This is a genomic window from Companilactobacillus nantensis DSM 16982 (assembly GCF_001435815.1).
Lineage (GTDB): Bacteria > Bacillota > Bacilli > Lactobacillales > Lactobacillaceae > Companilactobacillus > Companilactobacillus nantensis.
Genome location: NZ_AZFV01000010.1, coordinates 56,782 through 71,632, shown reverse-complemented (window position 1 = coordinate 71,632; position 14,851 = coordinate 56,782). Strand labels below are relative to the sequence as shown.

Annotated in this window: 15 protein-coding genes; 2 read left to right on the top strand and 13 right to left on the bottom strand. The window is 36.9% G+C overall.

Annotated elements, in window-relative coordinates; all coding sequences use genetic code 11:
* Nucleotides 1-27: 27 nt before the first annotated feature.
* The 3 genes from FD31_RS05870 to FD31_RS05860 form a co-directional block, all read right to left on the bottom strand.
* Nucleotides 28-2,958, bottom strand: a complete 2,931-nt coding sequence (locus FD31_RS05870) for a glycoside hydrolase family 84 protein (RefSeq protein ID WP_057891838.1) — start codon at nucleotides 2,956-2,958, stop codon at nucleotides 28-30.
* 156 nt (nucleotides 2,959-3,114) lie between these two features.
* Nucleotides 3,115-4,338 carry an ABC transporter permease gene (locus tag FD31_RS05865; protein ID WP_057891837.1) on the bottom strand — a complete coding sequence of 408 codons (1,224 nt, stop codon included), beginning with the start codon at nucleotides 4,336-4,338 and terminating at the stop codon, nucleotides 3,115-3,117.
* The gene (locus tag FD31_RS05860; protein WP_057891836.1) at nucleotides 4,331-5,227 is read right to left on the bottom strand and encodes an ABC transporter ATP-binding protein; all 897 of its coding nucleotides are present in this window, start codon (nucleotides 5,225-5,227) and stop codon (nucleotides 4,331-4,333) included. The genes FD31_RS05865 and FD31_RS05860 overlap by 8 nt, the downstream gene beginning before the upstream one ends.
* Nucleotides 5,228-5,334: 107 nt before the next feature.
* Here FD31_RS05860 and FD31_RS05855 point away from each other — a divergent pair, with 107 nt between their 5' ends.
* Complete coding sequence (locus FD31_RS05855; protein ID WP_057891835.1) at nucleotides 5,335-6,261, top strand: DMT family transporter; 927 nt, start codon at nucleotides 5,335-5,337, stop codon at nucleotides 6,259-6,261.
* Nucleotides 6,262-6,279: 18 nt separating this feature from the next.
* Here FD31_RS05855 and FD31_RS05850 read toward each other — a convergent pair whose 3' ends face one another.
* The 8 genes from FD31_RS05850 to FD31_RS05815 form a co-directional block, all read right to left on the bottom strand.
* Nucleotides 6,280-7,632, bottom strand: a complete 1,353-nt coding sequence (locus tag FD31_RS05850; RefSeq protein ID WP_057891834.1) for an ABC transporter substrate-binding protein — start codon at nucleotides 7,630-7,632, stop codon at nucleotides 6,280-6,282.
* A complete protein-coding gene (locus FD31_RS05845; protein WP_057891833.1) occupies nucleotides 7,632-8,459 on the bottom strand; it encodes a carbohydrate ABC transporter permease in 828 nt (275 codons plus the stop codon). The genes FD31_RS05850 and FD31_RS05845 overlap by 1 nt, the downstream gene beginning before the upstream one ends.
* Nucleotides 8,459-9,400, bottom strand: a complete 942-nt coding sequence (locus FD31_RS05840; RefSeq protein WP_057891832.1) for a carbohydrate ABC transporter permease — start codon at nucleotides 9,398-9,400, stop codon at nucleotides 8,459-8,461. Before FD31_RS05840 ends, FD31_RS05845 begins: the two co-directional genes overlap by 1 nt.
* A complete protein-coding gene (locus FD31_RS05835) occupies nucleotides 9,393-10,481 on the bottom strand; it encodes an ABC transporter ATP-binding protein (RefSeq protein WP_057891831.1) in 1,089 nt (362 codons plus the stop codon). The genes FD31_RS05840 and FD31_RS05835 overlap by 8 nt, the downstream gene beginning before the upstream one ends.
* A gap of 297 nt (nucleotides 10,482-10,778) precedes the next feature.
* Nucleotides 10,779-11,519: an SDR family oxidoreductase gene (locus tag FD31_RS05830; protein ID WP_057891830.1), complete on the bottom strand. Its 741-nt coding sequence runs from the start codon at nucleotides 11,517-11,519 to the stop codon at nucleotides 10,779-10,781.
* Between the two features lie 12 nt (nucleotides 11,520-11,531).
* On the bottom strand, nucleotides 11,532-12,167 hold the full coding sequence (locus FD31_RS05825) for an NAD(P)H-binding protein (protein WP_057891829.1): 636 nt from the start codon (nucleotides 12,165-12,167) through the stop codon (nucleotides 11,532-11,534).
* Between the two features lie 9 nt (nucleotides 12,168-12,176).
* Nucleotides 12,177-12,587 carry a cupin domain-containing protein gene (locus FD31_RS05820; protein WP_057891828.1) on the bottom strand — a complete coding sequence of 137 codons (411 nt, stop codon included), beginning with the start codon at nucleotides 12,585-12,587 and terminating at the stop codon, nucleotides 12,177-12,179.
* Between the two features lie 2 nt (nucleotides 12,588-12,589).
* Nucleotides 12,590-12,913, bottom strand: a complete 324-nt coding sequence (locus tag FD31_RS05815) for a carboxymuconolactone decarboxylase family protein (protein ID WP_041501259.1) — start codon at nucleotides 12,911-12,913, stop codon at nucleotides 12,590-12,592.
* A 330-nt stretch (nucleotides 12,914-13,243) separates the two neighbouring features.
* On the opposite strand from FD31_RS05815, the gene FD31_RS14575 reads away from it, so the two are divergent.
* On the top strand, nucleotides 13,244-13,444 hold the full coding sequence (locus FD31_RS14575) for a putative holin-like toxin (RefSeq protein ID WP_083483602.1): 201 nt from the start codon (nucleotides 13,244-13,246) through the stop codon (nucleotides 13,442-13,444).
* A 208-nt stretch (nucleotides 13,445-13,652) separates the two neighbouring features.
* On the opposite strand, the gene FD31_RS05810 is transcribed toward FD31_RS14575, so the two are convergent.
* On the bottom strand, nucleotides 13,653-14,099 hold the full coding sequence (locus FD31_RS05810) for a MerR family transcriptional regulator (RefSeq protein ID WP_057891827.1): 447 nt from the start codon (nucleotides 14,097-14,099) through the stop codon (nucleotides 13,653-13,655).
* 43 nt (nucleotides 14,100-14,142) lie between these two features.
* Entirely contained in the window at nucleotides 14,143-14,847 is a 705-nt protein-coding gene (locus FD31_RS05805; protein ID WP_057891826.1) for an SDR family oxidoreductase, read from the bottom strand.
* Nucleotides 14,848-14,851 lie beyond the last annotated feature (4 nt).

The window sequence follows — 14,851 nt, the reverse complement described above, 5'->3', positions numbered from 1 at the left end:
TATTTGGCAATATTTTTTCTCTAAATATTAATTTATTCCAAATTCATTAATTACGAAATCGGAGGCACTACTATCAATAACCAACTTAATGCCATCAATTGCTTCATGGTTAACTTTTAATGTCGTTAATGATTGTTTACTCCCAACACGTCCTAACTCTTGCCATTTACCATTTGTATGGGCAAAAATGGTTCCATTTACTTTACCAGCTAAATAAACAGTATTTACTGCCCTACTATCAAATGTTTGTTCAATTACACCTGTTGCTTGATTATTATTTAACTTACCTTCATAACCAGTTTGTACCGTGCCATCAAACATTGCTTTGGCGCTGTCGGAAGATTTGATATTTTCAATATTTAAACCAGTCTTTCCGAATACTGAAATATTTCTAACTTGAAGCCAATTATCTGAATCACTAGTTGCTGTTACAAAAATATAACGTGCTTTCATCGGTTGATTCAAATCTAATTGATAATCACCTGTTGGTGTTACTTCGCCAATAGCTACTTTATCACTTCCATCAACTGAATTACTGGCATAAATTGTCGCTGTTTTAAAAATATCTCCTGATGTTACATCATCCGCTGAACCTTGGTGTAAATTAATCCGTTGAATGTCTTGACTTTCTTTCAAATCGACAGTAATTGTATCGCCCTTTTTAATACTACGATTACTCCAAAATTTTGTATCAAGATTATTATCATTCATATTTGCTGGTGCATAATCACCATTTTGTGGAATATCAGTTGTCGCCTCACTCGAAATCTGTCTACTTGTCGTTAACAATGGTTGTGTGCCAAGGAATTCGTTAATTGCCTGATTAGCTTTTTCAACAAAGTTTTGGAAAACTCCATCACCAACCGACGGTGTGATAACTAAGTCAGGTTCTCCAGTTCGATTGTCCGGCAAAGATTTTACATTGGCTAATTTAACCTCATTATTCAATGTATCAAAGTTAGTCCCTAAACTATCAGTCTGACCACTCTTGATGCTATCCAAAATATCGACGCTTGCTATCATAGCCTTGCCCCAATGACTGGCAGCATTAATCCAAGGCAGTGAATCGTTGTAAAAACCACTTGTCTTCATATTCTTCAAGGTAGTGGGCAGAGCAACAATAATATTCAATCGCTCAAGCAGTTTATCCTTGGCATTTTGATATTCGGCAGTGCCATATTCTGCTTTTTCAAAATTATTAATAAAACTGGATAAAATCGGTGCATTTACTTTATTAGCATCAGTTGCGTAATCCCAATATTGATTTAAATCAACAAACTGTTGTAAAGCCGTGATAGCCTCAGGGTCATCCCCTGCTAATTCACGAATTGTTGCTTGTAAGTTAGCATCCGGATTATAAGTATTGGCATTCCACATGTAATCACCGTAACCAGATAAACCGAACCAAGAAGCATATGACTGAACCATCGGATTACTCGTAAAACCATCCATAACTTGATAAAGGTTCTTACTTCTACCTTTAAGAGGATTGAGGTATAGACGATCTTGATCAGAATCATTAACTGGGAAATTATCCCAAATGAAAATATGATTGGTATGATAAGTCTTCTTAGCTTGCTCAACTGATTCTTTAGTAATATCACCAGAGAAAACACCTTCACCCGTCCATTGCAAACGAATATCTTTATCCAGAGCTTCACCTTGAGCTTCTTTAAATGGATCTTGCTTAGAACCATTGTAATTAGTTGGCACTAACCATAAATCAGGCAATTTGTTTTTCTTCACATAATCACGTTGAACCTTGTTGACATAAAAAGCTTGGGCATCGGCTAAACCTGACCAAGGATTATTTGGATAATTAGTTGTTGGATGATTTTTGAATATAGCGGCATCCGCATCAGTCATCCCCAGAGGAATATCGTCCAAAGCTATATAAAACTGTGTCACTCCAATTGATCTCAACTGGTCTAATTTTGCGACCGTCTTGTCAAAGTCTGCTTTACTAGAGTATGTAATATCATTTCCAGGCGATAATGTATAAACGAATTGGACGTGATTCTTCTTAGCAGCTTCAATTAAATCTTTAATTTGATCTAATTTATCTTGTGGGTATAAATCTTTCCAATTCTTCCGCAAGTAATCATCATCTTTAGGAGAATAAATATAAACATTCATTTTATGATTACCCATGAACTGAAAGAGGTCTTTTCGAGCTTGTTGTGACCAAGGTTCCCCATAAAATCCTTCAATTACCCCGCGGATGGACATTTGGGGCGATTCAGAAATATTAACTTTAGCTAAATCGGCTTTTTGATCAATTAAATTATTTAAATGATTAATCGCATAAAATAAGCCTGTAGAATCCTTACCTTGAACTACCAAAGTTCTCTTATTATTAACGACGCCACTTTTTATTAAATAACCATCGTCATTTAATTTTGCGGCTGTCGTTGAATCTAGATTGGTTAATTGTTGATCAACTACCTTGTCCCCTGATAATCCAAAATAAGCTTGCTCGACATTAACTTGTTCGGAATTCATTTTTTCATTAACCTTTTGAACGGCTTGATAAGTTTGCGTATCTTCAACCGAATTTCCAATCGTTGTTGTGGTATTTTTTTCAGTTTTCGTAGCGACTGGCTGGACCTTTGGTTTAGCCACTATTTTATCTTGGGATGTATCTGAAGCCAACTTAACCGTATAGTAGGCGCTGACATTATTATTGCTGTTGGAATTTATTGAATTGTCTGTTGCAGTCTCACTTGTTTCTTTATCAATAGAATCATCTGGAACTTGTGGAGCCAAATCAGTATTATCATTAGAAATATTTACATTATCTTCCGATTTACTCGTTGGAACCGAACTATCCGTCTCATTAGCGTGAACCAAAGTTGGCGAACTAATGAAAGCTAGCATTGCACCGAAAGTTGTCACACCGAATAAAAATAATTTTTGACTACTTTTGAAACCATGATGTTGATTCTGTTTTGCAGACATATTTAATACCCCTTCCCTGTATATTTGGAGTATACAGGGAAAGAAAACGCTTTTATAGACGTTTTGTCTAAAAAATACCACTATACTTACAATTTGATATGTAAATATAGCGGTATTTATTTTTTACTATTAAAGACATCTGGTAGTCGTATTTTTCTACTTGTTATATGACAAACCACGACGGAATCTCTTCCAGAAACTAGAGTCATCTGTCTGCAACATCAATCCTTGATAAATCTTGCCAATATATGCGGCTAATCCCACGATACTTACGAACAAAATAACTAATGACAAGCCTATTTCTAAGCCTGATGCGTCGTTATTGATGATTCGTAATGGCATGAAATACGATGAGAAAAATGGTACATACGACAAAATTTTTACTAAAATAGAATCCAAATTATTTTGGAATGGGAACGTGATAAAGAACGCGGCTAAGTTCAACATGATAACTGGTTGTGCTGCTTTGGCTGCATCCTCTGCTTTTGCCACTAAAGCTCCAGAAAAGGCAGCTAAAATTGTATAAATAATTACTCCCAGCAGTAGATAAATCAAATTGACACTCAGCAGATTTTTCAATACTGATGCGATCAACGCATGGTACTGGGTAAGGAAGCCTTTAGTCAAGGATGAGTTTTGAGCAAAAATGTACGCACCCCAACCTCCGACAAGATAGACCAATACCTGTGCCAAAATCACTAGCAATACTCCAAAAATTTTACCTAAGAAATATTTCACAGCTGTGGTACTGGAGAAAATGATTTCCATAATCTTTGTACCCTTTTCAGAGGCAATTTCTTGAGCGGTAATCGAAGTATATGTATTGAGAATCATATAGACCATAATGACCGTGATCCAGAAGGAAATAATTTTAGCTAAATTGGCTGTTCCAGTCTTCTTTTTAATTGATTCTTTCAGAGTTGGCTGTTGTTGCAAAGCTTGCATTTGACTAGTTGTTAGTTGGGCACTAGTGACGTTAATTTGCTGCTGCGTCTGCATTAAATAATTATTGATTCGTGATTTCATACCTGAACTTAATGAACTTGTTCCATAATAATGACCACTAACTTTACCTTCAGTTATTTTTAACTCAAGATAACCGGCCAGTTTATTTTTGTCCATTTTTTTAACGGCTATCTTTTTATCGGTTACTGACTTATCAACATCGTCTTTATCACTCTTGATAAAGCTCTTTCTCAATGCCAGTTGCTGACTAATCACAGCAATCTGATCAGACCCAGCGCCACTACTAGCACCAATATACCCTGCTCCAATCGTAATGCCGAACATAATAAACGGTCCTAAGATAAGCATCACGAAACTCCATGACTTCACTTGCCGCAAAAAAGTTTCCATTGTCACAATCCATAATTTATTCATGGCGTTCACCTGCTTTCAAACGGAAAATCTCATCTAGTGTTGGTGGCTGTTGACTGAATTCTTCGATATATTTTCCTTGAGTCAGTTCGTCAAAAATTGCTGGTCCTGCTGTTTCATCATCCAATGTCAGTACGAACCGTTTTTCTTCATGACAATCTACTTGGATAACGTGCGGTAAGTTCAATAGTTGTTCCTTATCCCAGTCAGTCGTAACTAAGATTCTTGTTTTACCAAATGACTGCCGGACTTCGCGAACAGTTCCATTCAAAATAACTTGTCCATTTCGTAACATAACGAGTTTGTCACAAATTTCTTCCACATTTTCCATATCGTGACTCGAGAAGATAATGGCGGCTCCTTGTTCTTTTGCTGTTATTATTGCTTGCTTTAAAAGGTCAGCGTTGACAGGGTCCAAGCCACTGAATGGCTCATCGAGAATAATCAACTTGGGATGATGGATCAATGTGCAAATCAACTGCACCTTTTGTTGATTACCTTTTGATAAGTCTTTGATCTTATCTTTTTTATTTCCTTTGACGGCAAAACGTTGGAGCCAGTCATCAATCTGCGGTTTAATCTCTTTCGCGGATTTATTTTTCAAACGTGCTAAATAAATAATTTGCTGTTCAATCGTCAACTTAGGCATCAAACTACGTTCTTCTGGCAAATAACCAATTTCGTCAAAAGCAGTTTCAGTTATCGGCTGATTGTTCCAAGTAATGGTTCCTTGGTAATTCAGGAAGTTCAAAATGCTATGAAAAGTCGTCGATTTTCCGGCCCCATTTTGACCAATCAAACCAAGGATTTGACCATCTGCTACATCAAATGAGACATCATTCAATGCCTTTAATGATCCGAAATCCTTGCTAATATCTTGGATTTTGAGCATATGTGTATCCCCCTATATAGGGCAAATTATACAGGATACAATATTTTTTTGCTTGCATGATATCATCAGTGTTAGCATGAGATTTAACATGTTTTAGGGGGATTTTCATGACTGATAAACAAAAGGGATTCTTTTATGCGATTGCCGGTCCTGTTCTTTGGGGATTTTCCGGCAGTATCGCACAGTATTTATTTACCCAAGAGAGCATCCCCACTCAATGGATCGTTGGTATCCGTTTGATTTTTGCCGGTTTGATGCTCGTCATTTGGTGCTATTTTGTCGATTCTAAAGAACTTTTCGCTATTTTGAAAAAACCACGCTATGTCGTGCAATTATTAGCATTCGGCTTATTAGGAATGTTGCCAGCTCAATACACCTACTTTATGGCGATTAAATACGGCAACGCACCAACAGCAACCGTTTTACAATTTTTAGGACCATTATTCATCATTTTGTATATTTCACTGCGAAAACTACAGATGCCACGCCGAATTGATATCATTTCCATCTTTCTAGCGATTCTAGGCACTTTTCTCTTAGTTACCCACGGACACATTAATCAATTGATGTTGTCCCCTGCAGCCGTTTTATGGGGTGTGGGTGCTGGTATTAGTCAGGCTTCATATACTTTATTGCCACGAGAATTGTTGAAACGTTTTGACGCTCGAATCGTTACTGGTTGGTCTATGTTACTAGGTGGTATCGTCTTCGCACCATTTGCTGATTTATCACACATGCCACACTTAACTGGCACTGCTTGGATATGCATTATTTTCATCGTTACTGGCGGTACCATGTTTTCATACCTATTCTATTTACAAAGCCTCAACTATTTAACACCAGCTACAACTGGGATGTTGAGTGCCTTTGAGCCATTAACAGCGACTGTTTTAGCCGTTACCGTTTTAAAAACACATGTCAGTGGTGCTGAAATTGCAGGTGCACTATTAATTTTAGGAATCACTTTCTTACAAGCTTTACCGCCCAACTTATTCAATTTACGACGGTATCAAAAAAATCATTCTTCCGATTAGGAGGAATGATTTTTTCTTTTACTTATAACCGTTAGCCTTGTTCAATTGAGTTAAGTTTTCGTTGATACTTCTGTCAGCAGTCTTTAATGCTGAATTAATATCGCCACCGTTATAAACAGTTTCCATTGCAACTTCTTCTAATTGACGAGCTAATTGCATCCCTTCCATCAAAATACCAGAGTTGGCGAAGTTAGCTTTGGCATTAGCTAATTGTTCACCTGGAACTTTTGACGCAGGATTCTTGGCATATAAATCCTTTAGGGTAGATGTTTTTTGAGAATCTTTATTAAGTGCTAAGTATCCAGTTGCTTTTTGCCATTCAGCTTGAACTTCTGGCTTCAAAGTATACTTAATGAATTCGAAGGCACCACGTTGAACATTCTTTGGCTTATCGTTTGAGATCCAAAGAGCTGCCCCACCAATTGCCACACCGTTAGCCTTTTTGCCATCAGGATGTGGGAAGTAAGTGATACCTAGTTCATTCTTATTGTTCTTGCTTAATTGACCGATACTTGCTGAAGATTGAATAAAGATACCAACCTTATCTGATAAGAAACCAGCAGTTTGGTTAGCTCCGGCACTAGCACCAGAACCATAGTCGATAAAATCATCAGCCTTGATGTTTTCTTTGATCCACTTCAAGAATTCAACAGTATCAGGGTTATCAATATTAACTTTAGTTGGATTACCTGTGTGTCCGTCGTTGTTGTTAGCAATTTGGCGATTTGCATTAGCTAAAGCTTGTTCCATAAACCAACCATAAACTTGAACAGTCATACCTTTAGTTTTGTGACCTGACTTCTCGTATAATTCTTTGGCAACACGAGTAATGTCACTATATGAAGGTGAAACTGGTGGTGGTGTAATACCATACTTCTTCAACAACGAAGCATTGTAATACAAGACTGGTTGAGAAGTATTGAATGGCATTGCTTGTTGCTTACCATCATTGGCATAGAAAGCACGAGCAACTGATGAAATTTTACTTACGTCGTAATGATCTTCATCAATAAAGTCTTGCACAGGTGTTGTGTACCCACTGTGTAACATTTGAGCTGTTGAAATATCGAACGCTTGGAAAACAGCTGGTGAAGTACTTGTGTTATGTGTTTGAAGAATCTTTTGAATTGCTTCATCATAAGAACCTTGATACTTAGGAACTACTTTGTATTTTATTTGTGACTTGTTGAAGCCATCAACAACTTTTTCCAAAGCTTGTTCAGAAGGACCACCCATTTCGTGCCAGAAGACAACTTCTGTTCGATTATCATTGGTAGCTGACTTAGCTGAAATAGCTTTACCAAAGATGGCAACTAGGACAATTCCTAAAATTAAAATCAGTGGCAAAGTTAACTTTTTATATTTAGCCATTATTTGACAGCCCCCTCATTCATCCCCGACTTGAAGTAATGTTGACCAATGAAGAGTACGATAATCGTTGGAATCACGATAATAGCGGCACTAGCTTGAATCATACCCCAGTCATTGAACGTTTCTTCAGATTGTAATTGCTTCAAACCATTTTGAATTACACGTGAATTATTACTGAATGTTGTCAACATTGGCCAGAGGTATTGATTCCAAGCACCTAAGAAACTATAAGCACCTAAAGTAATCATACTAATCTTGTTGTATGGTAAAACGATATGCCAGTAAAATTGGAAATGATTCAAGCCTTCGATATCTGAAGCTTCCTTCAATTCCGCTGGTGTCTGCAAGAATGATTGACGCAACATGAATGTCCCAAAAGCAGATGTTAAGAATGGAATAATCAAAGCTGCATAATTATCTAACAAGCCCATTTGTTTTACAGTCGCAAAGTTAGGAATAATTTCTGCTTCAAACGGAAGCATCATTGTTATAAGAAGTAATGTGAAGAAGGTTTTTCTAAATCTGAACTTGAGAAAGACAAAAGCATACGCACTCATTGAACAGAAAAGTAATTGAGCAAACATGGTAATAGTTGCAATTACTACTGTATTAGCCAAGTAACGTAAAATCGGTGTTCTTGTAAATGCCGCTACATAATTATCTAAAGAAACATTAGTTCCAAAAAGATTACCCTTAGCGATATCCATTGTTGGCAAAAAGCTAGTCCAAATTCCGATAAAGAATGGTGCTAGGATCACGACTGCTAATAGAATCAAAATCATATAATTAAAAACACGTTTTAAAACAGCACGTTCATCTAATTCCATTAGTAATTCACCTTCTTTTCTAAGAATTTAAATTGAAGCAATGTGAAGAAGGCAATAATAATCGTCAAAATAATCGCTTCTGCACTAGATTTAGCATAGTTTCCACTATAAAAGGCATCTTTATAAATGCGGTAAACTAGCATGTTAGTAGCGTTAGTTGGGCCACCCTTAGTAATCAAATCGATCAAACCAAAACTCTTGAATGAACCAATAATCGTAATTGTTGAAACAAAAAATAGTGTTGGTGAAATCATTGGAATAGTAATATTGAAAAATTGGAATCTAGGTGAAGCTCCTTCAACGTCAGCAGCTTCATATAATGTGTTAGGAACTGATTGAATAGCACCTAGTAAAATCAAGAATGTGAAGCCTAGATTCATCCAAACAGTCGTAATAATAACGGCCCACATAGCGCTAGTTGGATTAGTCAACCAATTTACAACTGGTAAGTTCAAAGCATTGCTTAGTAAAGCAAAGAATCCAGTTGAGGGATTGAAAATGAAAAGCCAGAAAATAGCGGCTACGGAAACTGATACACCCATTGTCACTGAATATAGCGTTCTGAAAATACCAATCCCTGGTAGTTTTTGACTAGCCAAATTAGCAAGTAATAACCCTAGTCCGACTGTCAAAACAGTCACAGCCGCAACATAGAATAACGTCACACCCATGCTAGAAATAAAATCAGGTGAAGAAATCAATTTTGCATAATTACTTAGTCCGACATAAACGGTTGTTTTACCTAATGTGTTAGTTAAAAAGAGACTGATATAAAGTGTTTTAAGCATTGGATAAAAAACGAACAAACCTAGAACTAACAATGATGGACCTAAAAAGATTGAAGCATAGTAGTTATCTTTCGCATTTAAGCGGAATCCATGGCGTTGTGTCGTTGCAGCTTTCTTCTCGGAAACAACGTCAGTTGTCGAAGTCTTAAGCATTAACTGCATCCTCCGCGTTTCTTGTGATATTAACGCCATCGCCATTAAACAAGAGTACCTTTTCAGTTGTAGATACTTTGATACTGTCGTAAGCCTTAAATTCAGCGTCACTAGCAACAACAGCCGCTACTTCAAGGTCATTATTACTCATCTTAATATAAACAATTTTTTCATCACCTAAGAATTCAATTGTCTTAACCGTTGCATTAGCATGCAATTCATCAGTTTTTTCAATCATTAATTCATTTGGTCTGATACCAACTTTCAAATCATCAGTTGGAACTTGTTGGTCAACAGTTACTTCAAAGTCGTTATTAACATTGAGACGACCATCGGAAATTTTTACAGCTGGCAAAATGTTGATTGGTGGAACACCGAAGAATCCAGCAACGAACTCATTAGCAGGATATTTGTAGATTTCTGCTGGTGTACCAATTTGTTGAACCTTTGAATCATGTAAAACCATGATGTGGTCAGCCATAGTCATTGCTTCAACTTGATCATGAGTTACGTAAATCAAAGTTAATCCTAGTTTTCTTTGGAGTGCATAAATTTCTTGACGCATCTTGATTCTCAATTGAGCATCCAAGTTAGATAATGGTTCATCCATCAAACAAATCTTGGCATCACTAGCAACGGCACGAGCCAAAGCAACACGTTGTCTTTGACCACCAGAAAGTTCACGTGGTTTTCTTTCCTTGAGATCTTCCAAGTTAACCATCTTTAAGGCATCGTTAACGCGTTCTTCGATTTCAGCTTGAGATGTGTTCTTTCTAGCCTTTAAACCAAAGGCTACATTATCCCAAACACTCAAAAATGGGAACAAGGCGTAACTTTGGAAAACCATTGTTAAGTTACGATCCTTTGGTGGTAAATCATTCACAACATCATCATTGATGCGAATTTCACCTTCACTGATTGGTGTTAAACCAGCAATCATGCGTAACAGCGTACTTTTACCACAACCTGATGGGCCAACGATTACAAAAAATTCCCCGGTTTGAATTTCGGCGTTAACATCAGTTAACACATTCTTTTCTGAATCGTAGCTCTTAGTAATATTTGTTAATACTGTCGACATTATCTTCCCTCCAAATAAGTCATTACCTACAGTATGGGGACGTGATGTATATATATAATCTATTTAATGTAAAAATAGTGTAAAAAAATAGGCCATTTTCATGGTCTACTTTCGGTTATTTAACTATACATTTTTGGTCGTGATGAAAACAATAAATACCTGTGAAGTACTTGAATACCCTCTCTTTACTCACATCATTTTGATATTTCCTTACAAAATAATATTGAAATTTAATTCCAATCTATTTGCTTTGAAAAAGTTAATTGCTGAGAAATATATGTAAATTATTTACTTCTTTTACATTTGTTTGGTTGGATAAATTGTAAATTCATTAACATTAACATCTGCTGGTTGGTCTACTGCAAAATTGACCACTCGAGCGATTGCTTCGGGTGAAATACCAACTTGTTGATAGAAGGAATCCATGTTTTTCTTAGTTTCTTCATCGGTAATCGTATGCAAAAGTTCAGTATTAATTGCTGCTGGATAAAGGGTTGTGGTTCTGATATTGGTACCTTCTTGAGCACTTTCCATCCGAATAACTTCCATCAAATTACGAACGGCAAACTTAGTGGCACCATAAACGCCTGCACCCGTGAAGCTCTTAATTCCGGCCACTGATGAAGTTGTGATGATATGCCCTTGTTTATTTTTAACAAAATCAGGCATAACTGCGGCAACTCCATTTAAGACACCTTTGATATTGATGTCAATCATGTCATTCCATTCCTTGGTATGTAAAGCACTGATGGGTGAACTTGGCATGATACCTGCATTATTGAAAATCACATCTAAGCTACCAAATTCGTTTTTAGCTAGTGTTACTAAATCAGCAACTTCTTGCGCATCCCTAACATCAGTTACTTTATAAGTAGCTTGACCGCCAGCATTTTTAATATCATTAACAATCGCTTGCAAACGATTTTCACGACGAGCGCCTAAAACAACTTTGGCTCCGTTTTTAGCTAACATTTTGGCTGTTGCTTCACCGATACCACTTGATGCACCGGTAATTACTACGACTTTATCTTTAATCATAAATTTCCTTCTTTAATAAAACGATGGCTTATCCCATTCTGTATTGGGTTCAACGACACCGATATTTTGTTGACTGTAAAGCGATGGCCTTTTAACAATATTAGTAATTAATTGCGCCACCGCTTGGCGAGTCACTTGTGTTCCTTTATAGGGTTCTCCCTCAGGAACAATTTCGTATTTAGTATTGTTATCTTGATCATAAAGCCATGACATTCTTAAAAATGTCACGTCCAAATCTTTATCACATAGAATAAATGAAGCCTTTTTGATAGCTGTATAATCGCCTATCATTCGGGAATTCCATTCACCAAATTTACCGGCAACCTCATCAAAAATTCCGAGTCCACCCGCGACAATCAGCCGTTTAACACTAACTTTCTTCATTGCGTCAACAATTATTTGGGCTGTCTGTGTATTAGGAACTGTGGCTAAATAAACGATATCCTGTCCATCTAATACGCCTAGCAACTCGGCAGATTTGGTCCAATCGCCATCTACAATCTTGGCTTGTGTCTGATACTCACTTAATCGTTTTTGTCCATTCCGGGCAAATAATGTTAATTGAGCATCAGTTTGTGCTAATAAGTCAGGAATCAAATAATTACTTATTTGACTTGCGGCACCCAAAATTAAAACTTTTTCTGCCATATTAACCTCTTATAGTTTGTTATATTCTTCGTCAGTAACTTTTTCGAGCCATTCTGATTGACCTTTAGTGATGGCTACATGACTGAACCAGCTATCTTTAGTTGCTCCGTGCCAGTGCTTAACACCTTCTTTAATAACCACAACGTCACCAGTCTTCAATAATTGAGCAGGTTTGCCCCATTCTTGATACCAACCTTCTCCACCAGTAACCAAAAGAATTTGGAAACCATCATGGTGAATGTGCCAATCGTTACGACAACCTGGTTCAAAGGTGACATTGCCAACTCCGAAGTCGATATTATCTTCAGGACTTACTAGTCCTTTAAGATAACTTTGTCCAATAAAATATTGTGCGTAAGCGTCATTCTTATCTCCAACGGGGAAAACGCCATTTGTTTTTAATTCTTCATTTTTTGCCATAATTATTTTTCATCCTTCCAAATTTCTTTTGCACGATTAAATGCGGACCAAGCCTTAGGCCAACCTGCATAAAATGATAAATGTGTAATTTCTGCGACGATTTCTTCTTTAGTGATACCGTTTTTCTTACCAATTTTTAAATGAGCATCTAGTTGCTCAAGATTTCCTGCTGAGATGATGCTTGCAATTGTAATGAGTGAACGATCATGTGCTGAGAGTTCGGATTCTTTACTCCAAACTTCTCCGAAAAGTACATCATCATTTAGTTCTGCAAATTGTGGAGCAAAATCTCCTAATAAGTCATGTCCTGCTGTTTGTTTTGCCATAATCAATTCCTCCTTGACGATTTCTATTAAACTACTTAAAGTTGACTTTAAGTCAAGGGTATATTTAAAGTTTTTAGCTATTTAAAAATAAAACAACATGGGACAAAACTATTATTGTCTTTAAACTTGCTGCATAAACGTGGAACAAAACATAGCTTTTTCCGCTTAAAACAAATAGCTCCAGCAATCAAAAATCAGATTACTGGGGCTATTTGCCTTAATGCTCGAAAGCTGAACATGTTTTGTCCCACTCTTTGAATTTAATTTTTAAACTTTAATTATTTACTATCTAACATTGAAAAATTATTAGATAATACTTCTTGATAGCAAGTGAAAGACGATTTGCTATTCTGGAAAGTAGGTGTTGCTTATGAGGTTTTGTTCTACTTGAGTGACTGTCATCCTAGTGAAAGGAGTAGTGCGGTGTCCCTATCGGACTCGTTACAATTGATGCTTAACTTTGGAATCTACACGATTTCCTTAATCGGCTTGATTGTTTCGATAATGATCTATATTGACCGAAAAAAATAACCGTCCCAACTTTGGCGAGTCGACGGTTATTTTTTAAATAATTTAGAATAGCTACCGTCTTAAACGGGCTATCAGCACGGGGAGATGCTTCTGGCATCTCTCTTTTTTATTACATCAGTATTGTAGCATGATATTTATTGAACAGCTACTTAATTTACTCTCTAACCAAAAGTAAATTAAGCAACATAAATTGATTCATTTAAGACAACTAACGTTCTTCCAAATACCCATGGTTCAAGCTCTGCAAGTAATCAGAGAACTGTTCACTATCTTCAATATGGCCACCCATCTTACCTTTATACCAATCAAGCTTATCGTTTAAAATCGTCCAACTATCTTGCATCTGTTGAAATTCGACTTCAAAATTGCTTCGAACTTCTTCGAGTAATTCGATGCGTTGATTGATGGTTGAATCGCCTTCGGCACGTAATTTAACGTATCGTTTCAACTGCTCAATCGTCATCCCTGTACTCTTCAAATGTAATAAGAATCTGACCCATTTAGCGTCCATATCAGTATAATAACGAACGCCATTATCGGTCCGATGTGGCTTGATCAAGCCTTCTTTTTCGTAATAACGAAGTGTTGGGCTATTCAAACCAACCAATTCAGAAAAGTCACCGATACGATATCTTCTTTCAATTTCTACTGGCATTGTTTTCACCTCTACTTAAAGTTGGCTTTAAGTATAACACCTATTAAAGATCCACACCACCATCGACCTTTAAAACTTGTCCCGTGATATAGTCGTTTTCCATTAAATAAATATAGGCAGAAGCTACTTCGCCAATTTCGGCCACTCGCCCTAGCGGTACATTCTCGGAAACATTTGTCTTTTGTTTAGCTAATTGCTTGGAATTCATATCACGCCACAGTCCAGTTGGTGTCCAAGTTGGCGATACAGCGTTGATTCGATGATCTGGAGCTAATTCCACAGCTACACCTTGAACCATCGTATTAATCGCTTGGTTCCCAATGATAGCACCTGATGCATCATATGGATGACCACCAGAACCTGAAGTTAAAATAATTGATCCGTTATTGCGAAGATGTTTACTAGCGATTTGAACTAATTGTAAGTTGGCAAAGAATTTATCTTCAACGGCTGTTCGAATTTCAGCCACGGAACTGTTCAAAAAGCCACCACCCATAGCACCACCGAGCATTGAAACTATATGATCAAAGGAACCATATTTTTCGAAAAAGTGTTCCAATTGTTTCTCATCTTGTGCGTCTAATGAACTGCCTTGAACATTTTCGTCATATCTTAATTCGTTCACACGTTCTTGGTCACGGCCAATAACATAGACGTCTGCCTTTTTATGTTTTGCCATAATAGCAACTTCTTTTCCAAAACCAGACGTTCCACCGATAACTAGAACTTTATCATTCTCTAAACTCATATTG

Bases quoted from the DNA above. Each gene is read 5' to 3' on its own strand.
- FD31_RS05870 (WP_057891838.1), bottom strand. From the start codon at position 2,958: ATGTCTGCAAAACAGAATCAACATCATGGTTTCAAAAGTAGTCAAAAA.
- FD31_RS05865 (WP_057891837.1), bottom strand. From the start codon at position 4,338: ATGAATAAATTATGGATTGTGACAATGGAAACTTTTTTGCGGCAAGTG.
- FD31_RS05860 (WP_057891836.1), bottom strand. From the start codon at position 5,227: ATGCTCAAAATCCAAGATATTAGCAAGGATTTCGGATCATTAAAGGCA.
- FD31_RS05855 (WP_057891835.1), top strand. From the start codon at position 5,335: ATGACTGATAAACAAAAGGGATTCTTTTATGCGATTGCCGGTCCTGTT.
- FD31_RS05850 (WP_057891834.1), bottom strand. From the start codon at position 7,632: ATGGCTAAATATAAAAAGTTAACTTTGCCACTGATTTTAATTTTAGGA.
- FD31_RS05845 (WP_057891833.1), bottom strand. From the start codon at position 8,459: ATGGAATTAGATGAACGTGCTGTTTTAAAACGTGTTTTTAATTATATG.
- FD31_RS05840 (WP_057891832.1), bottom strand. From the start codon at position 9,400: ATGCTTAAGACTTCGACAACTGACGTTGTTTCCGAGAAGAAAGCTGCA.
- FD31_RS05835 (WP_057891831.1), bottom strand. From the start codon at position 10,481: ATGTCGACAGTATTAACAAATATTACTAAGAGCTACGATTCAGAAAAG.
- FD31_RS05830 (WP_057891830.1), bottom strand. From the start codon at position 11,519: ATGATTAAAGATAAAGTCGTAGTAATTACCGGTGCATCAAGTGGTATC.
- FD31_RS05825 (WP_057891829.1), bottom strand. From the start codon at position 12,167: ATGGCAGAAAAAGTTTTAATTTTGGGTGCCGCAAGTCAAATAAGTAAT.
- FD31_RS05820 (WP_057891828.1), bottom strand. From the start codon at position 12,587: ATGGCAAAAAATGAAGAATTAAAAACAAATGGCGTTTTCCCCGTTGGA.
- FD31_RS05815 (WP_041501259.1), bottom strand. From the start codon at position 12,913: ATGGCAAAACAAACAGCAGGACATGACTTATTAGGAGATTTTGCTCCA.
- FD31_RS05810 (WP_057891827.1), bottom strand. From the start codon at position 14,099: ATGCCAGTAGAAATTGAAAGAAGATATCGTATCGGTGACTTTTCTGAA.
- FD31_RS05805 (WP_057891826.1), bottom strand. From the start codon at position 14,847: ATGAGTTTAGAGAATGATAAAGTTCTAGTTATCGGTGGAACGTCTGGT.